This is a genomic window from Enterobacter cloacae complex sp. P2B, assembly GCF_014895985.1.
Lineage (GTDB): Bacteria > Pseudomonadota > Gammaproteobacteria > Enterobacterales > Enterobacteriaceae > Enterobacter > Enterobacter bugandensis.
The window spans coordinates 81,080-102,308 of record NZ_JADBQQ010000008.1 but is presented as its reverse complement, the minus strand read 5'-3'; the positions used below and the strand labels follow the sequence as shown (position 1 = coordinate 102,308).

At 49.9% G+C, this 21,229-nt stretch carries 26 protein-coding genes and 1 pseudogene; 16 read left to right on the top strand and 11 right to left on the bottom strand.

The features are described 5' to 3' along the window. The first annotated feature begins 2 nt into the window (after positions 1–2). The 3 genes and pseudogenes from IM313_RS08645 to IM313_RS08635 all read left to right on the top strand — a co-directional run bounded on the left by IM313_RS08645 (position 3) and on the right by IM313_RS08635 (position 4,293). Positions 3–2,918: a type I restriction endonuclease subunit R gene (locus IM313_RS08645; protein WP_192971538.1), complete on the top strand. Its 2,916-nt coding sequence runs from the start codon at positions 3–5 to the stop codon at positions 2,916–2,918. A 150-nt stretch (positions 2,919–3,068) separates the two neighbouring features. Next, a pseudogene (locus IM313_RS08640) lies at positions 3,069–3,221 on the top strand (M48 family metallopeptidase); the annotation flags it as partial. A 157-nt stretch (positions 3,222–3,378) separates the two neighbouring features. Further along, the gene (locus tag IM313_RS08635) at positions 3,379–4,293 is read left to right on the top strand and encodes a restriction endonuclease (protein WP_192971539.1); all 915 of its coding nucleotides are present in this window, start codon (positions 3,379–3,381) and stop codon (positions 4,291–4,293) included. Between the two features lie 119 nt (positions 4,294–4,412). Here IM313_RS08635 and IM313_RS08630 read toward each other — a convergent pair whose 3' ends face one another. Continuing rightward, complete coding sequence (locus tag IM313_RS08630; RefSeq protein ID WP_102085844.1) at positions 4,413–4,640, bottom strand: AlpA family transcriptional regulator; 228 nt, start codon at positions 4,638–4,640, stop codon at positions 4,413–4,415. Positions 4,641–4,796: 156 nt separating this feature from the next. After that, positions 4,797–5,366: an inovirus Gp2 family protein gene (locus IM313_RS08625; RefSeq protein ID WP_049141559.1), complete on the bottom strand. Its 570-nt coding sequence runs from the start codon at positions 5,364–5,366 to the stop codon at positions 4,797–4,799. 496 nt (positions 5,367–5,862) lie between these two features. Here IM313_RS08625 and IM313_RS08620 point away from each other — a divergent pair, with 496 nt between their 5' ends. The 11 genes from IM313_RS08620 (at position 5,863) to IM313_RS08570 (ending at position 12,885) form a co-directional block, all read left to right on the top strand. Then, entirely contained in the window at positions 5,863–6,849 is a 987-nt protein-coding gene (locus IM313_RS08620; protein ID WP_192971540.1) for a hypothetical protein, read from the top strand. 210 nt (positions 6,850–7,059) lie between these two features. Continuing rightward, the gene (locus IM313_RS08615; RefSeq protein WP_049141561.1) at positions 7,060–7,788 is read left to right on the top strand and encodes a DUF3944 domain-containing protein; all 729 of its coding nucleotides are present in this window, start codon (positions 7,060–7,062) and stop codon (positions 7,786–7,788) included. A 59-nt stretch (positions 7,789–7,847) separates the two neighbouring features. After that, positions 7,848–8,525, top strand: a complete 678-nt coding sequence (locus IM313_RS08610) for a YafY family protein (RefSeq protein ID WP_192971541.1) — start codon at positions 7,848–7,850, stop codon at positions 8,523–8,525. Positions 8,526–8,579: 54 nt separating this feature from the next. Further along, positions 8,580–9,044 (top strand): hypothetical protein, encoded by a 465-nt coding sequence (locus IM313_RS08605; RefSeq protein ID WP_192971542.1) that lies wholly within the window; start codon positions 8,580–8,582, stop codon positions 9,042–9,044. A gap of 86 nt (positions 9,045–9,130) precedes the next feature. Further along, positions 9,131–9,490, top strand: a complete 360-nt coding sequence (locus IM313_RS08600; protein ID WP_131010927.1) for a hypothetical protein — start codon at positions 9,131–9,133, stop codon at positions 9,488–9,490. Positions 9,491–9,571: 81 nt separating this feature from the next. Further along, entirely contained in the window at positions 9,572–9,784 is a 213-nt protein-coding gene (locus IM313_RS08595; RefSeq protein WP_049141565.1) for a hypothetical protein, read from the top strand. A gap of 98 nt (positions 9,785–9,882) precedes the next feature. Further along, positions 9,883–10,704, top strand: a complete 822-nt coding sequence (locus tag IM313_RS08590; protein ID WP_192971632.1) for a DUF932 domain-containing protein — start codon at positions 9,883–9,885, stop codon at positions 10,702–10,704. Positions 10,705–10,774: 70 nt separating this feature from the next. Continuing rightward, on the top strand, positions 10,775–11,245 hold the full coding sequence (gene radC, locus IM313_RS08585) for a DNA repair protein RadC (RefSeq protein ID WP_192971543.1): 471 nt from the start codon (positions 10,775–10,777) through the stop codon (positions 11,243–11,245). Positions 11,246–11,257: 12 nt separating this feature from the next. Next, on the top strand, positions 11,258–11,581 hold the full coding sequence (locus tag IM313_RS08580; protein WP_192971544.1) for a type IV toxin-antitoxin system YeeU family antitoxin: 324 nt from the start codon (positions 11,258–11,260) through the stop codon (positions 11,579–11,581). A 33-nt stretch (positions 11,582–11,614) separates the two neighbouring features. Continuing rightward, on the top strand, positions 11,615–11,935 hold the full coding sequence (locus tag IM313_RS08575) for a TA system toxin CbtA family protein (RefSeq protein ID WP_139964576.1): 321 nt from the start codon (positions 11,615–11,617) through the stop codon (positions 11,933–11,935). A gap of 113 nt (positions 11,936–12,048) precedes the next feature. Then, on the top strand, positions 12,049–12,885 hold the full coding sequence (locus IM313_RS08570) for a DUF4942 domain-containing protein (RefSeq protein WP_139964574.1): 837 nt from the start codon (positions 12,049–12,051) through the stop codon (positions 12,883–12,885). A 199-nt stretch (positions 12,886–13,084) separates the two neighbouring features. Here IM313_RS08570 and IM313_RS08565 read toward each other — a convergent pair whose 3' ends face one another. Next, entirely contained in the window at positions 13,085–13,954 is an 870-nt protein-coding gene (locus tag IM313_RS08565) for a phosphorothioated DNA-binding restriction endonuclease (RefSeq protein ID WP_192971545.1), read from the bottom strand. A 300-nt stretch (positions 13,955–14,254) separates the two neighbouring features. Here IM313_RS08565 and IM313_RS08560 point away from each other — a divergent pair, with 300 nt between their 5' ends. Beyond that, positions 14,255–14,728, top strand: coding sequence for a SymE family type I addiction module toxin (locus tag IM313_RS08560; protein ID WP_192971633.1), 474 nt, complete (start codon positions 14,255–14,257; stop codon positions 14,726–14,728). A gap of 80 nt (positions 14,729–14,808) precedes the next feature. Here the strand turns inward: IM313_RS08560 and IM313_RS08555 are convergent, their stop codons facing one another. The 7 genes from IM313_RS08555 to trpS form a co-directional block, all read right to left on the bottom strand. Next, positions 14,809–15,180: a hypothetical protein gene (locus IM313_RS08555; protein ID WP_192971546.1), complete on the bottom strand. Its 372-nt coding sequence runs from the start codon at positions 15,178–15,180 to the stop codon at positions 14,809–14,811. Between the two features lie 114 nt (positions 15,181–15,294). Further along, a complete protein-coding gene (locus tag IM313_RS08550) occupies positions 15,295–15,552 on the bottom strand; it encodes a bacteriocin immunity protein (protein ID WP_370528524.1) in 258 nt (85 codons plus the stop codon). A 50-nt stretch (positions 15,553–15,602) separates the two neighbouring features. Next, positions 15,603–15,860: a colicin E3-like toxin immunity protein gene (locus IM313_RS08545; RefSeq protein ID WP_192971548.1), complete on the bottom strand. Its 258-nt coding sequence runs from the start codon at positions 15,858–15,860 to the stop codon at positions 15,603–15,605. Positions 15,861–15,899: 39 nt separating this feature from the next. After that, entirely contained in the window at positions 15,900–16,151 is a 252-nt protein-coding gene (locus IM313_RS08540; RefSeq protein WP_192971549.1) for a hypothetical protein, read from the bottom strand. Then, on the bottom strand, positions 16,151–17,692 hold the full coding sequence (locus tag IM313_RS08535; RefSeq protein WP_192971550.1) for a colicin E3/pyocin S6 family cytotoxin: 1,542 nt from the start codon (positions 17,690–17,692) through the stop codon (positions 16,151–16,153). Before IM313_RS08535 ends, IM313_RS08540 begins: the two co-directional genes overlap by 1 nt. A 3-nt stretch (positions 17,693–17,695) precedes the next feature. Beyond that, on the bottom strand, positions 17,696–18,178 hold the full coding sequence (locus IM313_RS08530; RefSeq protein WP_088204628.1) for a hypothetical protein: 483 nt from the start codon (positions 18,176–18,178) through the stop codon (positions 17,696–17,698). Between the two features lie 250 nt (positions 18,179–18,428). Next, positions 18,429–19,430 carry a tryptophan--tRNA ligase gene (trpS, locus tag IM313_RS08525; protein ID WP_192971551.1) on the bottom strand — a complete coding sequence of 334 codons (1,002 nt, stop codon included), beginning with the start codon at positions 19,428–19,430 and terminating at the stop codon, positions 18,429–18,431. A 199-nt stretch (positions 19,431–19,629) separates the two neighbouring features. Here trpS and fosA point away from each other — a divergent pair, with 199 nt between their 5' ends. Then, positions 19,630–20,055 (top strand): FosA/FosA2 family fosfomycin resistance glutathione transferase, encoded by a 426-nt coding sequence (gene fosA / locus IM313_RS08520; protein ID WP_192971552.1) that lies wholly within the window; start codon positions 19,630–19,632, stop codon positions 20,053–20,055. Here fosA and IM313_RS08515 read toward each other — a convergent pair. Beyond that, positions 20,041–21,048: a LacI family DNA-binding transcriptional regulator gene (locus IM313_RS08515; protein WP_048999280.1), complete on the bottom strand. Its 1,008-nt coding sequence runs from the start codon at positions 21,046–21,048 to the stop codon at positions 20,041–20,043. The genes fosA and IM313_RS08515 overlap by 15 nt on opposite strands. Positions 21,049–21,229: the final 181 nt, after the last annotated feature.

The following is a 21,229-nucleotide window of genomic DNA, read 5'->3' as shown; positions in this document are numbered from 1 at the left end:
TGATGGCAACGCAAAGCGAATACGAGTTAGAAGCGCAACTGGTGGAACAACTGGTTGGCATGCACTACGAACGGGTAAATGTCACCGATGAAACCAGTATGAAAGCCAACCTGCGAAAGCAGATTGAAATCCATAACCGACTGGAATCTGCCCCACTAACGGACAGCGAATTTAACCGTATTTTCTTGCACCTGACAAAAGGTAATGAAGTCATCGATCGCGCCAAAATTCTGCGCGATCGCTACCAGTTATTGCGTGATGACGGCACCGAGAAGTGGCTCAGCTTTATCAATAAAGAGGAGTGGTGCCAGAACGAATTTCAGGTGACGAGCCAGGTGAAGCAGTTCAACGCAGAGCAAAACACGCGTAAAACCCGCTTCGACGTCACACTGCTGATCAACGGCCTGCCGCTGGTGCAGATCGAGCTGAAGCGTCGCGGCCTGGGGCTGAAAGAGGCCTTTAACCAGATCGATCGTTACCATCGGGATGCCTTCTGGGTCGGCAGCGGCCTGTTCCAGTATGTGCAGATCTTTATTATCAGCAACGGCGTGGATACTAAATATTACGCCAACAATCGTGCCAACCATTTCGAACAGACCTTCTTCTGGACCGATGAAAAGAATAACCCGCTAAAAGCGTTGGAGAAATTCACAGACGCATTTTTGAAAGTGTGCCACATCGCCAAAATGATCACCCACTACACGGTGCTAAACGAAACCCGTAAGTGCCTGATGGTGATGCGTCCCTATCAGTTTTACGCCTGTGAGGCGATGATCCGTCATGTGAAGGAAAATCTCCACAAGCAGGGACGGCCGGAGAACGGCTATATCTGGCATACCACTGGCTCCGGTAAAACGCTGACCTCGTTTAAAGCCAGCCAGGTGATCATGGAGATGCCGGAAGTGGATCGGGTTATTTTTGTGGTCGATCGCCGAGATCTGGATTATCAGACGGCGAAAGAGTTCAACGGCTTTGCGAAAGACAGCGTGGACACCACCAACAACACCGGTACGCTGATAAAACATCTCAAGCAAAGCAGCACCAAACTGACCCTGACCACCATTCAGAAGCTGAATAACGCCATCACCCATGAAGGGTATAAAGCGCAGCTCGCACACCTGCGCAAAGAGCGCATTGTATTTATCTTTGATGAATGCCACCGCAGTCAGTTCGGTGATACACATAAAGCGATCGTGAATTTCTTCGAGAATGCCCAGCTGTTTGGTTTTACCGGGACGCCAATCTTTGCCGATAACGTCAATATCACCAATGGGGTCAAACAGACCACCGAGCTGTTGTTCGATAAATGCCTGCATAAATACGTGATTGTCGACGCCATCCGCGATGAAAACGTTCTGCGCTTTGCCGTGGAATATGTCGGCACTTACAAACGCAAAGAGAGCAGCAATGAGATCGATATCGATGTGGAAGATATCGACACCAAAGAGGTGATGGAAAGCGACATCCGGTTGGGCAAAATCACCGACTATATCCTTGCCCATCATAACGCCAAGACTCGCAATCGCGAGTTCACCGCGATGTTCTGCGTCGGGTCAGTCGATATGCTGATCACCTACTACAAACTCTTTAAAGAAAAGCAGGCCGTACTGCAGGCGGCGGATGCCAACTACAAGCCATTAAAAATTGCCACCATCTTCACTTATGCCGCCAATGAAGCGGACAAAGGTGATAAAGAGGCGGTAAACGGTCTGCTGGATGAAGAGGATATTAGCCTGCCGCAGGGCTCGAAAGTTGATACCTCGAGTCGCGATCATCTGGATAGTTTTATCAAGGATTATAACGAGCTGTATGGCACCAGCTACTCAGCCAATGATTCAAAGAGCTTCTACGACTACTACAAAAATATTGCTCAGCGTACCAAAGAGAAAGGCATCGATATTCTTCTGGTGGTGAATATGTTCCTCACCGGCTTCGACAGCCCGGCGCTAAACACACTGTACGTTGATAAAAACCTGCGTTTTCACGGCCTAGTGCAGGCGTTTTCCCGCACTAACCGCATTCTCAACGAGAAGAAAAGCCACGGGAATATCGTCTGCTTCCGTAATCTGAAGAAAGCCACCGACGATGCGATTGCCCTGTTCTCGAACAAAGATGCCTCTTCTACGGTGCTGGTGAAACCCTTTGATGAGTACTTCGGGGATTATCAGGACGCTGTCGATCGCTTGTTAACGCTGACGCCAACGGTGGAAAGCGTGGACGATTTACCGGATGAAGAAGCACAACTGGCGTTTGTAACGGCGTTCCGTGATGTAATGCGTTTGAAAAATATCCTCGAAAGCTTTGCCGATTTTGACGATGCGGCGAAACCGCTCTCGGACCAGACGCTGGCCGATTTCACCAGTAAATACCTCGATATCCACGACAAGGTGAAAAAGCATTCCAGCAAAGAGAAAGTCTCGATTCTTGAAGACGTGGATTTTGAAGTCTCGCTGATTCATCGCGACGAAATTAACGTCGGCTACATTTTGCGTCTATTGGCTGGCATTCAGGCTATGCCGCCAAAAGAACAGCAGGAGCAGAAGAAAAAGATCATGGATATTGTCGATAGCGACGTCACGCTGCGCAGTAAACGTGAGCTTATCGATAACTTTATTGAAAAAAGCCTGCTGCATGCCTCGCATGACGAAGATATCACTCAGGTGTTTGAAGCCTATGTCGAACAGGAAAAAAGCAAGGCACTGGCTATTCTATGCAGCGAAGAGCGACTCGATTCCATTAAGCTGAATGGCCTACTGGAAAACTACCTCTTTACCGACGTGATGCCGCGAGAGGATGAGGTAGCGGAAACGCTGACCTGGACGCCAAAGATTCTGGAACGCAAAAGCGTGCGAGCTCGGGTCTATGACCGTGTGCGCGATGTGATTGAAACGTTCATCAATGGGATGCGCGGATTTTAATATGCAAGGGCCAACTCACCTATGGCCCTTTAGTTCACGTTTTCTATATAAAAAATCATTGTGTTCATGGCTATGTTCGTCATTGATCTCGGATCAATGAGGGTCATGTTAACTTGATGGAAATCGGACAATTAATCACTGCGTAAGCGTATTGATAACGTGATCCTGCATGAGCTGTGTCATATTACCGAGCATAACCATAGCGAGCGTTTTTACCGGCTGATGGGACAAGCTATGCCGGAGTGGGGAGTAGCAAAAATGCGGTTGGATGAGATGGCAGGGGTGTTATTTTTTGATTTATGATGTTGAGATGAAATTTTATCTTGGTCAGTAAAATCAATGAGGTATATGTTCATCTCCTCACCAGTTGGAAGTACACTCAGTTGCTAAGTAACTTACCAGACTCCAGCTGATTGGTTTGACTCAACCGTCTAATAAAAACCTTAGCAGGAATGTTTATATGGCTGTTCCTACATACGATAAATTTATAGAGCCAGTACTCCGTTTTCTGGCAGGTAAACCTGAGGGCGTACCTGCTCGCGATGCGCATGAAGCTGCGGCAGATGCACTTAATCTTGATGATAATCAGCGAGCAGAAGTGATAGCCAGTGGTCAGTTGGTTTATAAAAACCGGGCAGGCTGGGCACATGACCGTCTGAAGCGAGCTGGATTATCGCAAAGTTTATCCAGAGGAAAATGGTGCTTAACGCCCGACGGGGTTAAATGGGTACAGGCCCATCCCCAGCCACTCGCCGAAGAGGAAGTGAACCACCTGGCCTTTGATTTCATGAATGTGAAGTTAAAACAGCAGCCAGATGCTGTCGATCTTGATCCAAGACCAGCGGCACCGAACCAGGAAGAGCTGGCAAAAAGCAGCCCTGACGATCGTCTTGATCAAGCGTTAAAAGAGCTACGGGATGCTGTTGCTGATGAGTTACTGGAAAACTTGTTGCAGGTATCCCCAGCGCGTTTTGAGGTTATCGTCCTGGATGTTCTTCATCGTCTGGGATATGGCGGACATCGGGATGATCTTCAGCGCGTAGGTGGTACTGGAGATGGTGGTATCGACGGAATTATTTCACTTGATAAATTGGGGCTGGAAAAAGTTTACGTGCAGGCTAAGCGCTGGCAGAACACTGTTGGTCGCCCTGAACTTCAGGCGTTCTATGGTGCGCTGGCCGGACAGAAGGCCAAACGAGGAGTATTTATTACTACTTCCGGCTTTACTTCTCAGGCGCGAGATTTTGCCCATTCCGTTGAGGGAATGGTACTGGTTGATGGTGAACGTTTAGTTCATTTGATGATTGAAAACGAGGTTGGCGTTTCCTCTCGTTTGGTTAAAGTGCCCAAACTGGACATGGATTACTTTGAGTAACGTATTAATCCGAGCCGGAGCGACAGCTCCGGTGATTTGTTCGAAGTGTTTTCTCTCTGAGGGCTGGTTTTTGTGTTTCTGAATTATCAGTGGCATACATTCCGCTGTGTACTGTCTTTTCATCGCAGACAGCTCCCCCGTGAATCCTCAATGCGTTGCTGCATCCAGCTCTCCACTTCGCTTTTAAACCAACGTGAGCTACGTCCCAGCTTGATGGGTTTTGGGAAAACTCCGTCCTGAATAAGTTTATAAAACCACTTGTCGGTCATGCCGGTATATGTAGTGATAAAAGTCATGTCTATAAGCGGGTCTTCAGCACTAAGAATGGGGTTATTGATAGTAGCCATGGAATCTCTCCCTCTGAAAATTAATGATGGGAGGAGTCCGGCGTGGTTGAGTTCTATTGCACGCCAGTACTCCTTCAGAAGATAGGGATTGCCAGTAAAAAAATACCTGAGCGCCTTATCGGCCTCGATAGGCAGGGGCGAATCTTGACGGGAAAATCAGCGTTGGCTGCATCCAAAATTACGTTCGCCATCACCGGTAATTTTGGTATGGTCTTTTGCAAGATATGAAGCCCGTACTAATGCCTCCTGTAGTTGCTCTTTATTCCCGCGGTCAATCCAGTACACAGGGCTTTCCGGAAAGTGTGCCAGCGTTGCATACTCCTGAGTACCCACCCGTAAGGCGCTACACCACGCCTGTTTGATTAAACCTGCTAGTGAAGCCGGATCGTTATAGTTGCCTGCGGAACACCAGACTTCGCGATTAAGCAACAACACCATGTGATAGTGCTTTTTACCGTTGCGTTCTCCATATTCCTTTGCCCAGATATAACGCAGGTCGGTCATGCGTTTTCGGTTGCCCTCGCGGTGTTTACGAAGCAGGTACATTGCAATCTTTACTTTCAGAGAGTCTATGAATCGGGAGATGACAGCAGCATCTGTAGCTGCTGGAACATTGGGTAGTCGTAGATCAACCCTCAGCATTAATACTCGCGGATAAGCCTTAAGGGCGTTCAGTAAGGTGTCGGTAATACGTTGTTGCCAGAAAGGATTAAAGGTTTTGTTCATTGTTGAAATCTCCAGTGGTTTATTTTTTCACATCAATGACTGGAGCTGTAAAAAAATACTCTTAAAAATAATGTGTCAGGTAATTAAAACTGAGATTTGATGTTTCAACCTATCTTGATTAAATCATTTCTGATTACTGAAGGGTTATGAAGATAACCCATAGCTTTAAGCGTAACAGAGAGAAAGGATGTATCAGGTATATATTACCAATCCGACAGTTTGTGCTATGTAAAGTGTGTACATTCGGTGGCCATGCACCATCAACCTGCTCCTGGCTGGTCCTTCAGTCACTCTGGAGTTAACGTTGTATGGGGAAGTTGATTGACTATGCTATTAAAGTGCCATCAGTCCCAGTATTTAAAGGAATTTCGTGCTATGAATGGAACGTTTTTTCCTTGTTTTTTCCTCTATCAGGCATCATTTTTAACATGAAAAATCTTCATTATCACCTTGGCTTAAGTTATCCTAAAAGGAGGCTTGAGAGAAGGAACTTGACATGAGTGATGAGCGTATAAAAAGGATGAGAATCAAATCTGCTCAGGGATTGGCAGGAGATGAACCAATGCTGATAAGGGAATATCTTTCAACCTTTCCATTGTCTATGCTCGGGCGCATATTAATTTCGCTAAATATAACGATAGCAAACTCAAATTTCCCTCAGATAGCCAATAATGCCCCGGCATTAATAGATTTTATTTGTTCGGGTGTTGCTTCTGACAAAATAAAATCTCCTTTTGATAAGATAAATAAACTTGTAAAAGATGTAGAAAGTGACGCTTTCTCCGATGGTTATATTGTATGGCTTAAAAATGATATCGAGGCATGCCACTATTTCTGGTGGAATCTGATGCAGCTCGAATGGAAAGGTGTGTTTAAACTGCTCAGAGCGGATAATATACATCTCTACAGTGATGTGGGGGGTAAGCAGCAAGCTCAATGCGTTTCTGATACATTTTGTCTGCCCAGAGTCGTAGGCGGACATAAAGAACGCTATAAATCCATTTTTACCTTATTAAGTTTGTTTCCATTCAAAAATACTGAAATAAATCTTCTTATTTCACATTTATCCTGTAACTACAAGAGAGATAAAGAGATATGCAGGCGTGAGGTCAATGTCACTTCTTTGATGAAAAGCAAAGAGTCGGTTTCTTTTTCAGTTTGTTACTTAAAGAAAAAAAATATGTCCCTGGCTGATTTAGAACCTCTCACGGAGAGTGATAGTAAATACGCATTAATCACACAGCTTTATCTACTTACAAGAGAAGACAATTTTAAAGAGTTAGTCACCTCGTTGACTAAAGCTTGGTCACAAAAGAAGGTACGTGAAAAAAGAAAAGAGACGGATAAAAAACAGACTGCAGGACTTCTCGGCTTGAGCAAAGAAAGCATCAGGATGCTTAAGGAATTATCAAAAAAACACAGTATGGGCCACTCAGAACTGATGGATCTGGCTATACAGTCTTTGTTCGAACAAATGCAGTAATTCATTATAAAATCAGAAATATATCATCATAATGGATGGCGGCAGCTTCCGATCTCAGTGTGTATGTTTTAGCCGTAGTTGTCACGGGACTATGACACTCAGTGTCGCATTCAACTCCATCCGCGTAAAAAATCACCATTTCAGAAGACATATCCGTGCCACAGCCCCCCTTAAAGTGTGAACTCTCACCACACTGACTGAGGAAGATTAATGGCTGTCTACCGTAACGACCCCGATTTAAACCTGCTGGGCCAGTGCAGCAATGAAGAGCTGCAACTACTGGTTTCTATTCTGACCACTGACCCTCGTGACGGCGACATCCGCTGGACAGAGAGCCTGACCAGCACCCCGGAATACCGTCTGCTGGCACCGGAACACCGCCGCTACTGGCAACTGATCGCGGCTGAACTTCAGCGTTACGGGGCCAATACGCTGGTAAGTTTGATTAGGCTGGGGCAGGGCGTGACCTATCGAGAAATCCTCGGTGATGTTTGCGACAAACTTGATGTGAACTTCAACCTGAAAAGCACCACCGAGACCATTGAGTTGTGCCTGCTGATGAAGGTGCTGGAGAAAAGCCTGGACCAGATGACACCCGAAGAACTGGCTACCTTTTCCCGCAATATGCAACTCGACCTAACCAACCCCACCCCTCAGCTCATTTTGATGGCAGTACAGGCAGCCATACGTACCTCCTCGCTGGCTGCACTGGAGCTTGCCACCGTACTGTCTGCAAGCGTCATTACCTCACTAGGAGGCGTCGCCACTTGGGGCACGGTGGTGGTGGCATCCAGAGCACTGTCCGTTATTGCTGGTCCCGTCGCCATTGCGCTCAGTTCGGCGTGGATGATTTCCGACATTGCGGGTCCGGCTTATCGGGTCACCATACCGGCCTGCATCATAGTAGCCTGGCTCCGGCAGCAACGTCTTTCCCGCTAATCCATTTTTCACTGCCAGCAGATGACTGGTACCAATATTTTCTGCTGGGAGCATATAACATGTCTGAACAGGGACACCGCTATGATCGGTTGGCCAGCCGTCTCGCCATCCTGGTCAGTCGCCTCTTTATGGGCGAATCACTCAGCGTCAGACAATTGGCTCAGGAGTTTGGCGTTTCTGAGCGCACCGTTCAGCGCGACTTGCGTGAGCGTCTGCGTTATCTCGACATCGAATATTCCCGTGGAAGCTTCCGGCTCCTGGACGCCCGGGGTCCCTTTCGCACCAACAGCGACATTCTCCGCTTTGCCCGGATAACCAGCGTGGCGCATTACTTTCCTACTCTGGATCCCAGGCTGCTGTCGGTGTTGCTCGACAGTGGTCAGGATTCCCCTTGCATTATCTGGAATGCCCCGCCACGTCAGGCACCTGCGTTGTTTGGTGGTTTCCAGGCTATCGTTCAGGCCATCATCCGTAATCGCCGTGTTCACTTTCTGCATCAGGGTCATCAGCAGTCTGCAGTGGCCCCTTACCGGCTTATCTGTCTGGACGGGGAGTGGTACTTGGTGGCCGTATCGAAAGATCGCATTCAGGTGTTCACCCTTTCAGCCATCACTGATGTGGTGATGACCCTCAGCGGTTTTGTGCGAAACAGCCATATCACTCGCATTTTTCAGGACCCGAGATTCATTCAGGCTCTGCCGCATTATCAGTATATCTGCGGGCTCATCAGGGAATGAGCCTGCATTCCCGTCCGTCAGGACAATTTGCTTTACTCACAAAAGGATACATTCATGAACAATTCATCTCTCAGCGCGTTGGTGCTGGTCTGTGGCCTGGTTCCGGTCATGGCGCAGGCTTTCGGAAATAAGGACACTTGGTCCAGCGGTTGGGGCCAAGGCGTATCAGAGTTTGTTATCAAGGGGAAAGGTCAATCGCAGTTATATCTGTCCTGTGAGGATTACGGCTCACAGCCAGCCACGGTCATATTTACGGACGCTAACGGGCATGAAGTCAGTATGGATGAGGATGGAAACCTCCAGGTCAGCATTGACGGTGGGGAGTCCATTGATATCAGTGAGTCTGAAAGTCGTGTCGGCAGCAATAACCTGGTACTGGCCTGGACACAGTTGCGTAACGGCAAACAAGTCTTGGTATCCGGCGAAGGTGTTAAGCCAGCTACCTTCACACTAGTTGGGGCGGCGAAGGTGCTGCCCGAGTTTGGCACACACGGCTGTGTGGCAAAGGCATCACTCTGATTTGTAAATGTTTTTACCGTTTATCGCTGGTAATGAATGATGATATTCATGTCCCGGCGATACGTTTCTCTTAAAAGGAATACGCTGTGAAAATCAAACAATGGTTGATATCTGCACTGTTTTTACTGTCTGCTTCGGCGCTGGCCGAGCCAACGTCTCCAATAAAAGTGGAGACCAGTGATTATGTTCATCCTGCCGGAACACGCTACGCCACTGTAGTGGTCACCTCGCTGGATGACAGTGTGAAAGTTGAAAACATTGACGTTAATCGGGGCAACTGCCGCATCGACAACAAAAAGTTTATGTCCTCCGTTAACAAGGAAACCATTCTGCCGATCACTCTGCGCTACGGGCAGTCCGTCAAAGTAAATTTTTACAATGAGTGCGTGGCTTCGGAAGTGGTAGTCACCACCGACAAAGGGGCGTGGCGCTACACCTATAACTGAGTATTCTCTCTGTTTCATCTCCCTCCATAAAAGACGTCACATCACCAACGGACTGCCGTCAGGCAGTCCGGAGCAAACCCTATGATTTTTCTGAAAATGCTGGTGACCGCTTTGGGTCAGGTTCTGACCTGGTACGGCGGTCAGCAAGCCCGACAATTTATTGAAATCCGCTTTCGTCAGGCCGGTCGCGATGACGACAGCATAGATGCAGCCAGAGAAGCAGCCACGCTGCTGGTGACCGCGCTGATAACTGCCCTGATGGCGCAGATATTACGGATCTTGGACAACTTCTGAGCCGCCTTCTGCTGCAACGATCACTGAACCTGCATATCGCCCCTGCCTCCTTACGGAGCAGGGGCTTTTGTTTTTATGCCCCAAAACCTAAGGAAATTATCATGAAATTAGCCAGCCGCTTTGGTGCGGTCAACCTGGTTCGCCGCGACCGTCCTCTAACCCATGATGAACTGGCGCATTACGTACCGAGTGTCTTTAGTGAAGAAAAGCATGAATCACGTAGTGACCGATACACCTACATCCCGACCATAACCATTCTCGATAACCTGCAGCGAGAAGGCTTCCAGCCGTTCTTCGCCTGCCAGACTCGTGTGCGGGATCAGAGCAAGCGTGAACACACTAAACATATGCTGCGCCTGCGCCGCGAAGGCCAAATCACTGGCAAGCAAGTGCCGGAAATTATTCTGCTTAATAGCCATGACGGTTCCAGCTCATACCAGATGCTGCCGGGGCTATTTAGATCGGTTTGCCAAAATGGGCTGATTTGCGGTGAGAGTTTTGGTGAAGTGCGTGTTCCCCATAAGGGTAACGTGGTGGAGAAAGTCATTGAAGGGGCTTACGAGGTACTGGGGATATTTGACCGGGTGGAGGAGAAGCGCAATGCAATGCAGTCGCTTTTGTTACCGCCACTAGCACAACAGGCGATGGCGAAAGCAGCATTAACCTATCGCTTTGGTGAAGAGCATCAGCCGGTGACGGAATCGCAAATCCTATCCCCACGCCGCTGGCAGGATGAAAGTAACGACCTGTGGACCACTTATCAGCGCATTCAGGAAAACCTGATTAAAGGCGGTCTGTCTGGACGAACCACTAAAGGTAAACGCGCCCATACACGCGCTGTTAAAGGTATCGACGGTGATGTAAAGCTCAACCGTGCTCTGTGGGTGATGGCTGAGAATATGCTGCAGCTTGTTTCATGAACCTTTTTATTATCCCTTTCGCTAGGCCTTGCCAATAAACCGGCGAGGCTTTTTGTTTTAAGGAGCAAATATGTCTGTATTCAATTTATCCCCGATATTTCCTGCAAACGAGCAACGCATCATTCGTCGGGCGTTACGACTGCTGGAGAAATATCAGCGTCAACCGAGTGAGTCATTTACTTCCACCAGATTCACTAAAACCTGGCTGCAATTACAGATGGCTCATCAGGAGCGTGAAGTTTTTATGGTGTTGTATCTCGACAATCAGCACTGCCTGCTGAGATGCGAAACACTGTTTACCGGCACACTCAGCCAAACCGAAGTTCATCCCCGCGAAGTGGTTAAATTGGCACTGAAGCACAATGCTGCTGCAGTCATACTGGCTCATAACCATCCGTCAGGTACGACAGAAATCAGTCAGCAGGATAAACACATCACTCAGCTGATAGTGAAAGCGTTAGCACTGGTAGAAGTGCGTGTGTTGGATCATTTGGTTGTTGGGAATGAAGTGGTTTCTTTTGCTGAGCAGGGGTTGCTTTAAACGGAGGTTTTCATGCCATTCACACTATCCCATGAATGGGGGCTACAAAGCGATATCACCCCACGATTTGGCGCAAGATTAGTTCAGGAAGGCAACCGGCTGCATTACCTGGCTGACAGGGCTGGTTTGACGGGAAGCTTTAGCCCAGAGCAGCTACAAGGCCTGGAAAATGCTTTCCCACTGTTTATAGAGCAGTTAGAAAATATGTTGCGCTCCGGTGAGCTAAATCCACAGCAGCAACATCAGATGACCATTCAGCTTACAGGTCTAACTTGTATAGCTGATACCCTTAGTAGCTGGGGCTACGTTTACCTCACTGTTTATCCCGCCCAATAACGTCTTCTCTCTTCTTTTATCAGGACCCAAATTATGCACATTTCAACTGTACCGACCACGGTGCCGGTTTCGTCACGCCTGTCGCCCGTACAGGTCTGGCAGCAACTGTTAACGTATCTGCTGGAACACCATTACGGCCTGACACTTAACGACACGCCATTTCACGACGACGAGGCCATCCAAGAGCATATTGAAGCTGGTATTACGCTTGCTGATGCAGTGAATTTCCTGGTGGAACGCTATGAACTGGTACGCACTGACCGTAAGGGATTCACTTGGCAAGATCAAACACCATTCCTGACCGCCACCGATATTCTCAGAGCCAGGCGAGCTACCGGATTAATAAATACTTGATTTCTTCGAGCCCCATTCCTGATTTTTACATCTGAACTTCCCACCTTTTTTATTCATCGCATAATGCGCCTGCCACTCCCGGCAGGCGTGTTTGCTTTTATGGACAATTAACGATGCAAACAGAACCAGAAGTATTGACGGAACACAATGAGCTCATTCTTTCGACCAGTATCGAACGTGTAGTCACTGGACGCGATTCCGCACTAAAACAGATAGAACAACTCATTGAACAGCTTGATGCCATTTCACGGTTAACCTCAGAAATTGGCGGTGGTACAGCGCAAGACTGGGCGATGAAGCCAGGGCACCGCTACGATAGTTGGCTAACTGAGAAGGCAGATAAAGCGATGCCTGCCGTCACCCGCAATATCGACAGTAGTATCTGGCGCGATTTGATGCTGAAATCCGGCATGATGGCCTTAATGGATGCACAGGCTCGCGACCAGTGGCACAAAAACCTGGAGGAGGGCGATCTTCCTACTATCAGTGAGGCGAACATTCTCAGTACTTTTGAACAGTTACATCTGAACAAAACGGAAGTATTTGAGCGCGGGATCATTAACGTCTTCAAAGGCCTGTCGTGGGATTATAAAACCAATAGCCCCTGCAGCTTTGGTAAGAAGATAATCATTAACAATTTGGTAACTCATAACCGCTGGGGCTTTAGCCTTAACTGGGGTTGGCGGAGGGATCAGTTGGCTGACCTTGAGCGGATGCTGTTTTTACTTGATGGCAAACCAATACCTGACAACCGTGGTGATATATCTATCCGATTGGTGGAACATATTCGGGATAACCCGGCTAAGAATGCTTACGAGGATGAATACTTCAGCATCCGCTACTTTCAGAAGGGAACAGCCCATCTCACATTCAAGCGTTTGGAGCTGATAGAAATGATGAATGACATTATTGCGAAACACTATCCTGGGGTATTAGCTAAGACCAACTGAAGTAGAGAGTTTCAGTTTGTCTCTGCTAAAGAAATTTTCTAAAAATGGGATTACATGCATTTTTTTAACTCATTGGTTTTGAATGATTGCTAACTAAAATTGATTGAGTATACAAGTGAGTATATAGACTAAGGTTTGGTGTTTTTATATTTAATTAATTCAGTTGATTAGTTTGATTTGGCGAGTCCGGCCTTCGCACTCATCCTCTAAACACCTCCCTCCAATGCCACTCCACAAACCCCTCCCTTGGATAATTCCCTTTGACCATCGGCAACGCAATCTGCTTCCCGGCAAAATCCCAGAACAGCCGCCCAACAATCCCGCCCCCATTCACCGCCTCGGAAACCAGCACCCGCATACTCTCATCCAGCCCAATCGATCCCTTATCAAACGCCTTATGATGAATCGCACACAGTGCCAGTCCGTTCTGGATCTCACACGGTCCGCCAAACTGCTTCCACTTGATATGCGCGGCTTCAAGTCCAACAGAGGCGTTATCATGCCGCATGTTAAACCCGCAGATTGCGCACTCATAGTTATAAGCACGCAGCACCTGCTGGCGGAACAGCGGATCGCGAACCTTACGGATCTGCTGAATATCAAAACCCATCTCATCCGCGATCTCTTCCTGAATGCTTTCGGGAAAATGCGCTTCAAGGATCTGCTGCGCCAGCGAGCCTATCAGGTTTTTGTTCTTATTCAGCAGCGCAAAGTGTTCTTCATCAAACCCGCCTGCGACGTTATGTTCCACAAGTTCGCTAACGGGCGGTTGCTTACTGCCAGTGGTCGAACAGAACTCAGTATTCTGAAGATCCCAAAACCCGTCCCCCTTGAGCCGCCAGAAGGGCATATTCGGATAATGCGCCTTCCGCTGTGGGCCAAAGCGTTCTAACAGGCTAAGCAGCTGCTCATGGACCTCGGTTCCATAATCAAACAGTCGCGCATGCCCCTGCTGATAGTTCGCCAGCACGTACAGAAGCAATAAAGGCTTATGCGGCGCACGCTGTTCGCCTTTGCGCCAGATGGTGATATCGGCAATTGCCTGTTCGAGAGTTTTGCTGGAAGCCATCGCGTTACGGAAGAGAGTAAATAATTGCGATGATGCTCGCAAAACCCAGACCAATCAACCCACAATCAGCAAAAACATGAACTTACCGCACAGATCTCTATTTCCTGAATCCCCCTCGCAAATTTTAAATTTACCCCGCACCAAACCGCTGTATTTATATTCAGCCCTGTATAATGAGCACCAGAAATTACGCCGAACGGCAAAGGAAGTATCAAAGAAAATTTAAAGAAGAATTCGCGATATGAAGGTGCTGCAACACCCCCATACCGCTAACCACAAACAACTGAAAAGGAGTTGAAAATGGCTGCGACGAATTTTAAGCCAGAGTTTACTGTTTGCAAAACAGAATCAGACGCTTTCACCGGTATGATTGAAAACCGCGAGCTGGTACGCAAAAACAGCGCCCGCCGTCTTCACGGCAACCCGCCTAATGCGGCGCCCGTCCATCCCCGCGCGGAAACGCCGCAGGACAGTGCCGCCTGCTGCGAACTCTATGCACGCATAGACATGAAATATCTTCTTCTGGGCGGCGAGTGGTTAACCCGTGCTGGCTTTATTAATGGCATGCCGGTAAAAATCCGCGCCATGAAAGACTGCATTGTCATTACGCCCCAGCATACAAGAGAATTATGGGGATGCCTTGAAGGTATGAGCGTGGTGAATATCAATAAACAAAAAGTGGCGCAGTGGCTGAAAACCTTTCCGGGAGCGCTGAATGATACCGGTGATATACCGGCTGTTAAACGTGGAATAGGGAAGGCGATGCCTGAGTAGTTTCTGGCTTCCTACCTAATGTATCCTTGGAGCAATAAAACGATACGGGCATGTTATCCCATGCCCGTAATCTTCAGAAATCACTCGTGCTTTACCTGCTCTTTCACAGCCTTAACCAGCACAGCGTGAAGTTCGCCAACGGTTAAATCGCGTATCACAGGTTCGGGTATGCCACGTACCCAGCGGATAAATCGACAGATGCCAAAAAAGTCTATACCTTCACCTGTAAACAGATACTCATTTTCTGCGAGAGAGAACGTTTTCATATAGCCATCTTCTTCCGTGGCAAGCTGAACGCCAAAAGCTTCTTCGCAGTCTTCCAGTAGGTCTTCGCCATCCATACCGCAAATATGCAAATCGGCCTCAATCCAGGTGTTGCTATCAATAGGTTTACGATGTATCCCAGATGACTCACGTACGACCTCAATAACTTGTGCGAGAGTAGGTTCCATTTACAAAATATCCCGTATTCGTTAGTTTCAATTGGCTTTCCGGAACTTAACAGTCACCCGCTATTAGATAAGGTGTGAAGTAGAGTACTGCTCCAGCAAGCGTGATTATCTATGCTATGGTTTGAAACCGGGTTTACCATTTGCCCTACGCCACTCCTTTACTTCCTGGACTACGCCTTCGGGGCTGTCTTCTCTATCTTTTCGTGGATAGTAAATAAGATCGGAACCATCAGGGTGCTGCGTTAATCGTTTGAATTCGAAGATGTTTTTTATATCTTCAGCTTCAGTGGTATCAGATACATCAAAAATTTTTCTTACAAATTCCAAAAATTGCTCTTCTGTGTAATCTTCAATTTTATCCATTTTTTTCATTTTAGATGAGATCTTTTAGTAGGCCCGATACCTTTATCGGGCAATGCCTCTCACCAATTATCCCTATAATCGAAAGAAACCTGATAGTCATAAATAGTGGGAATTATTTTATGTAAGAAGTGGGGTTGAAGAACAGGTATCCATTCTGCTTCAACATCAAAAAAACCATTATTCACATTGTTCTTAGTTGGAATATGAAGATCTTTGGTCATGATATCCGCAGTATCGCCGAAATCGTTCGAAAATTCTGTACCTTCACCTAGTCCAGTCCTCATATCATACCATTGCAATCTAATCTTTAAACCCATGGTAGCCCTCTTTTTTAAATTATTGATTCTAAAGTTAGGTTAAATTTCCCCTCCAGAAAGCTGAAAGGTTAAATCATCAGAATAAAATGTTTTTCCAAGAAGGCTTTCTAAAAGATGTGCCTGATGCTCATTGATATTATAGACGCCGATACCATGCAAAAAATCTTTTCTATCTTCTGCATTCATTCCCATAATCATACATAGATCATTGAGGTATTGATGAGGTATTTCGATTTCGAAAAGCAAACTTTCATCTGTTTTGCTGTATGCATCAATTGTGTAAACGATCATTATTTTTCTACCTTTCTAGTTGGGTCTGCTGGTTTAGTTTGCTTACCCGTAGTGGGATCAAACTCACCGAGGTGACTGCGTCCTGAACGATCATATACCTCAACTGTACCGTGCTGAGAGTCCCATTCGTAAATTTTACCTTTTGAATCCTTCCAACGGGTACGCAGTTTTCCTCCCCCTTTAACTGGTGTTTTCGCTTGAACCTTCTTAGCATCAGGAAATGCAGATAAAGGAGGATTCCCTTTAGGAGGTGAATGGTATTTGTGATCTGAATTAATATAAACATAAATCGGCGGCACCCCGCCCACCGGCAGAATCAGAATATAATCCGCAAACGTCTTCTCTTCCGGTGTCGGGCTGGTCGTTGCACCAATCCCCGTATCCTCCGGCAGCGGATCAACCACAACCGGGGTCGGTATCCGTACCGGGTTGTGATTGCCCGTATCCCACGGCTTACTCTCTCCGGTGCGGTCCGGTGTCCAGATGAGGGTGATGCCAGGGTCTTCTTCGGTAGTAAAGGTGTACGCCTGGCGTCGGCTATCCCACTCCATCCTGCGAACGCGCACGCTGTCTTTGCCGGGCGGCGTATGCCAGCCTCGCGGTGTTGGGTTGCCGCTGGCGTCGTTCTCCCAGGTGAAGCGAACGCGGGTAGGGGCTTCCCGCATCTGTTCGGCGCGCATCCTGTCGATAAAATCCTGTTCGCCGTCGTTCAGCTTGCCGGGGTACATTCCTATCAGCAGCCCTGCGACAGGGGCACCAAGGCCTCCCGTGGCTATCTCGCCAAATGCAGCGCCGCGCACGGCCCAGGTGCCAGGAGTGATTGTGCTCCCGCCAACCAGAACAAGTTCGCTGGCATCGGCGATCGCGGTCCGTGCAATCCAGGCCCTTTCTTCGTCCGCAACGGCAGCCTGATAGTCCATCTCCTCGTGATGCCCATTCCACCAAAGATAAAGCGCGCTGCGTTGCTTCGGCTTTGGGATCGCCTTACGCTTTGCCGCCTGAGCGTGTTGCGGGGCGTCGTTAGGCATGGCCTGGTAAAATGCCATCTCGGCGAAGTTGGTGTGCGGCTCGCTTCCGGTACCCGCATCGTTACATCCTTCACCACGCAGGCAGGATTTCGCAAAGACCCGATTGCGATCGCGTTCTTCTGTTCGCCGCAGCGCTTCGGCCTCTTGCTCTTTTTGGCGCGCTGCGAGCATGGCCTGATGCTTTTCCTGTGCGATCTGTTCAGGAGAGGGACCGAAGCCGAGCCACTCTCCCGATGGGGCAATCACGCGGTTGGTTCCGTGCGGGCAGCCACAAATAACGACAGAACCATCGACGGCTGAGGCTTGCCCCATCCAGTTAACGCGAGGTTCACCGTCTGCAACAACGCCCTGCTTGCCGCATTTAAGGCATGCAGTGGTTTTATCGCCGACGCGGATAACGCCGCGACCGTGCTCGGTGCAGTTGGGCAAGGTACTACAGCATATTGCGCCGGTGGTCGTTCTGTCGCCGTGCAGCGCCTGTCCGCGGCCGTAGTTCGTTGAACGGTAGCCCATGGCCTATTCTCCGGGCCAGGTTAAGAAATCCTCTTGAGGTGGAATCCCTTCGCGGGTTACCAGATAAGTACTGCCGAGCGGTGTGCTGATAATCTCGTCATCGTTATCAAGCAGGCTACCAACCAGGGCAACGCCGTGTCCTTTCCACGTAAACGCGGTTCCTGATGAGGTCATAATCGTGGCGAGCGTTCCATCCGGATAGGCCACACAGTCTCCTTCGACAATCGGGCTGGTGTAACTACCATCGTCCATGAGCATTGTGGCTTCACGATCGACGGGAAGTACCATGCCGCCCATTCGGGTCTGGCTGCCAGCCGTGGCAATCCGCCAGATGGCGGTGACGGGATGTAGTCGATGAAAGGCTTCCTGTTCGGCAATAATGGCGCGCGCGTCCTCAGGCATGGCGGCCAGTTGTTCATCGGAAAAAGGCGAACGATCTATTTCCGCTTTTAACTCAGCGGTAAATTCATTGGTATAAAGCTGCATGACAATTCCTTGTAGGGGTAGAAGAGTAAATGCAGCAATGCTAGGTTTTAGACTGTATGGCGAATATACATAAAGTGGTTAATAAACCGGGCTAAAATCCGAAATAAATATCCAGATTGATGTCGGTCATGTTCCAAGCAGGGGTTGTAATGGTTCCTGTTAATTAAAAATGTAATACTCTCTGAGTTGCCGATAAATAATATTATGCAGCGCATGTAATATTTGAATGCATACGCTGCATGACGTTATTTCAAAACACCGGCACCCCCAACCCAACCTTCACCTCCCTCAACGTCTCCTGCGTCACCCCCTGCGCCCGCTCCGTCCCGCGCTTCAGCATCGCCATCAGCTCCCCCTTGTCCTGCATATACATCGCCCTCCGCTCCCGCATCGGCGCAATCAGCTCCTGCAAACACGCCTCCAGTTCGTTCTTACATACCCGGTCACCCAGCCCGCCCGCCTGATAGTGCGCCTTCATCGCCGCCACTTTGGCCTTGTCCGGATGAAATGCATCGAGATACGTAAACACCACGTTCCCCTCAATCTGCCCCGGGTCGCTCACCTTCAGGTGGTTCGGGTCGGTGTACATGGCGCTGACCGCACGGTGAATGGTCTCTTCACTGGCCGAAAGGTGCAGCGTGTTGCCCAGCGATTTCGACATCTTGGCGCTGCCGTCGATGCCGGGCAGGCGGCTGGTGTCGCTCAGCATCGCCTTGCAGTGGCGCAGCACCAGAGCGGGCAGCAGGCTGTTCATCTTGTGCACAATCTCGTTGGTCTGCTCAATCATCGGCAGCTGGTCGTCGCCGACGGGCACGCACTCGGCCTTAAATGCGGTGATGTCCGCCGCCTGGCTGATGGGGTAGGCCATAAACCCGACCGGCAGCGAGCGGGCGAAGCCCTTCTGCGCAATCTCGTTTTTCACCGTCGGGTTACGCTCCACGCGGGCGACGGTGACGATGTTCATATACAGCATCGTCAGCTCGGCGAGGGCGGGCAGGGCGGATTGCAGGCAGATGGTGGTCAGGTTCGGGTCGATGCCGGCAGCGAGGTAGTCGGCCAGCACTTCGGGGATGTTGTCACGAATTTTTTGCGGGTTGCTGCCGTTGTCGGTCAGCCCCTGCAGGTCGGCAATCAGCACAAACTGGTTGTGCGTCTGCTGAAGCGCCACGCGCTGGCGCAGCGATCCGACGAAGTGGCCGAGGTGCAGCGGGCCGGTTGGGCGATCGCCGGTGAGGATGGTGGGTGCGTTCATAAAGACTCCTTAACGTTGTAATGCCGAAAGGGGTCTTAGAAAAGTGAAAGCCGCCTTTCGGCGGCTATCTGAAAATGGGGAAAACTACTCCGTGCCGCCTTTAAGAAGGCAGCCACCAGCGGTTTACGGTGAGGACGGCGTGGTTTATGTTCATCTCTTTACCGTACCACGTCCGGCGCGAAAAACAAAAGGGCACGTCATGCTGCAATCACTCAACCACCTGACCCTCGCGGTCAGCGACCTGCAAAAAAGCGTCACCTTCTGGCACGAACTGCTTGGTCTGACGCTGCACGCCCGCTGGAATACCGGGGCCTATCTCACCTGCGGCGATCTGTGGGTCTGCCTGTCGTACGACGAGGCGCGCCAGTACGTGCCGCCGCAGGAGAGCGACTATACCCACTACGCGTTTACCGTGGCGGAAGCGGATTTTGAACCGTTCTCGCAAAGGCTTGAGCAGGCGGGCGTCACCGTCTGGAAGCAGAACAAAAGCGAGGGGGCGTCGTTCTATTTTCTCGACCCGGACGGGCACAAGCTTGAGCTGCACGTAGGCAGCCTCGCCGCGCGGCTGGCGGCGTGTCGCGAGAAGCCCTACTCTGGCATGGTGTTTACCTCAGACGAGGCTTGAGGCGCGCACCTTCAGCCTGCCCGCCAGCGTCACGTGCGTGGCGGCATCTTCCTGATTGCACAGGTACTCCACCGCCAGCCGTCCCAGCTCGCTGTAGGGCAGCTGGATACTGGTCAGCGGCGGGGTGAGCTGCTCGGAAATCTTCTGGTCGTCGTAGCCCGCCAGCAGCATGTCCTGCGGAATGCGCACGCCGTTCACCGCCAGCGCCTGATAGCAACCAATCGCCAGCCAGTCGCTGGCGCAGAAGATGGCGTCCGGGCGCTCGGCCAGTTCCAGCAGGGCCGTGGTGGCGGTAAAGGACTCGCTGAACTGCCAGTTGGTCTGACGCACCAGGCCGTCGTCGCACGCGAGTCCGGCCTGCTGTAGCGCCGCCCGGTAGCCCGCCAGACGCTGGCGGGAGGCTTCCATCCAGCTCTCGCCGGTGATGTGGGCGATGCGCGTGGCCCCGCAGGCGATGAGGTGTTTAGTGACCTGGAAGGCGTTGGCGTAGTCGTCCGGGATAAACGACGGCAGCAGCGGCGAGCCGGGGTCGCGCTGGTTGAGTAGCACCAGCGGGATGCGGGTACAGTCGTGAAACGCCGTCATGTCCACCAGAGTGGTGACCGGAGAGGCGAGAATAATCCCGATGCAGTTGCGCTTCTCCAGCTGGCGGATAATGTTCAGCGCCAGCTCCACGTCGTCGCCGTAGTCGTAGACGGTAAGCAGGGTCTCGTTGCGCCACGCCGCTTCCCGCGCCTGGCTGATGGCGTCGATAAACGGGTCAAAGCTCTGCAGCGAGCTGACCAGCAGGGCGATCTCTTCCTGGTTGCGTGGGGCGTGAACGGCGGGGAGGCGGTCGTAACCGAGCTCGGTGGCGACGCTAATCACCCGATGGCGGGTCTCGTCGCTGAGCTTGATGTTGCGGGACTGGTTAAGCACCAGCGATACCGTTGCCTGCGACACCCCTGCCGCCCGCGCAATATCGTTCATCGTCACTTTTGTTTTTCGCTTCATCCGTCCTCTCCCTTTCGCGACTTCGCATCATACCCTAACCGCACGCTTTAGCGCCGTCGATCACGTTTCTCATTCATCGAAGCGTGAACTTTGTGAGGGGCGTCGCTTTTCTAAACGCCGTGATTTGCGCATTTATCCCGCAACTAATATTTATTAGCTAAACATTATCAGTAAGAGGATG

Excerpts from the sequence above, each read along its gene's own strand:
- IM313_RS08645 (WP_192971538.1), top strand. The coding sequence starts at position 3 with ATGGCAACGCAAAGCGAATACGAGTTAGAAGCGCAACTGGTGGAACAA.
- IM313_RS08635 (WP_192971539.1), top strand. The coding sequence starts at position 3,379 with ATGGCTGTTCCTACATACGATAAATTTATAGAGCCAGTACTCCGTTTT.
- IM313_RS08630 (WP_102085844.1), bottom strand. The coding sequence starts at position 4,640 with ATGGCTACTATCAATAACCCCATTCTTAGTGCTGAAGACCCGCTTATA.
- IM313_RS08625 (WP_049141559.1), bottom strand. The coding sequence starts at position 5,366 with ATGAACAAAACCTTTAATCCTTTCTGGCAACAACGTATTACCGACACC.
- IM313_RS08620 (WP_192971540.1), top strand. The coding sequence starts at position 5,863 with ATGAGTGATGAGCGTATAAAAAGGATGAGAATCAAATCTGCTCAGGGA.
- IM313_RS08615 (WP_049141561.1), top strand. The coding sequence starts at position 7,060 with ATGGCTGTCTACCGTAACGACCCCGATTTAAACCTGCTGGGCCAGTGC.
- IM313_RS08610 (WP_192971541.1), top strand. The coding sequence starts at position 7,848 with ATGTCTGAACAGGGACACCGCTATGATCGGTTGGCCAGCCGTCTCGCC.
- IM313_RS08605 (WP_192971542.1), top strand. The coding sequence starts at position 8,580 with ATGAACAATTCATCTCTCAGCGCGTTGGTGCTGGTCTGTGGCCTGGTT.
- IM313_RS08595 (WP_049141565.1), top strand. The coding sequence starts at position 9,572 with ATGATTTTTCTGAAAATGCTGGTGACCGCTTTGGGTCAGGTTCTGACC.
- radC (WP_192971543.1), top strand. The coding sequence starts at position 10,775 with ATGTCTGTATTCAATTTATCCCCGATATTTCCTGCAAACGAGCAACGC.
- IM313_RS08580 (WP_192971544.1), top strand. The coding sequence starts at position 11,258 with ATGCCATTCACACTATCCCATGAATGGGGGCTACAAAGCGATATCACC.
- IM313_RS08575 (WP_139964576.1), top strand. The coding sequence starts at position 11,615 with ATGCACATTTCAACTGTACCGACCACGGTGCCGGTTTCGTCACGCCTG.
- IM313_RS08570 (WP_139964574.1), top strand. The coding sequence starts at position 12,049 with ATGCAAACAGAACCAGAAGTATTGACGGAACACAATGAGCTCATTCTT.
- IM313_RS08565 (WP_192971545.1), bottom strand. The coding sequence starts at position 13,954 with ATGGCTTCCAGCAAAACTCTCGAACAGGCAATTGCCGATATCACCATC.
- IM313_RS08560 (WP_192971633.1), top strand. The coding sequence starts at position 14,255 with ATGGCTGCGACGAATTTTAAGCCAGAGTTTACTGTTTGCAAAACAGAA.
- IM313_RS08555 (WP_192971546.1), bottom strand. The coding sequence starts at position 15,180 with ATGGAACCTACTCTCGCACAAGTTATTGAGGTCGTACGTGAGTCATCT.
- IM313_RS08550 (WP_370528524.1), bottom strand. The coding sequence starts at position 15,552 with ATGAAAAAAATGGATAAAATTGAAGATTACACAGAAGAGCAATTTTTG.
- IM313_RS08545 (WP_192971548.1), bottom strand. The coding sequence starts at position 15,860 with ATGGGTTTAAAGATTAGATTGCAATGGTATGATATGAGGACTGGACTA.
- IM313_RS08540 (WP_192971549.1), bottom strand. The coding sequence starts at position 16,151 with ATGATCGTTTACACAATTGATGCATACAGCAAAACAGATGAAAGTTTG.
- IM313_RS08535 (WP_192971550.1), bottom strand. The coding sequence starts at position 17,692 with ATGGGCTACCGTTCAACGAACTACGGCCGCGGACAGGCGCTGCACGGC.
- IM313_RS08530 (WP_088204628.1), bottom strand. The coding sequence starts at position 18,178 with ATGCAGCTTTATACCAATGAATTTACCGCTGAGTTAAAAGCGGAAATA.
- trpS (WP_192971551.1), bottom strand. The coding sequence starts at position 19,430 with ATGAACGCACCCACCATCCTCACCGGCGATCGCCCAACCGGCCCGCTG.
- fosA (WP_192971552.1), top strand. The coding sequence starts at position 19,630 with ATGCTGCAATCACTCAACCACCTGACCCTCGCGGTCAGCGACCTGCAA.
- IM313_RS08515 (WP_048999280.1), bottom strand. The coding sequence starts at position 21,048 with ATGAAGCGAAAAACAAAAGTGACGATGAACGATATTGCGCGGGCGGCA.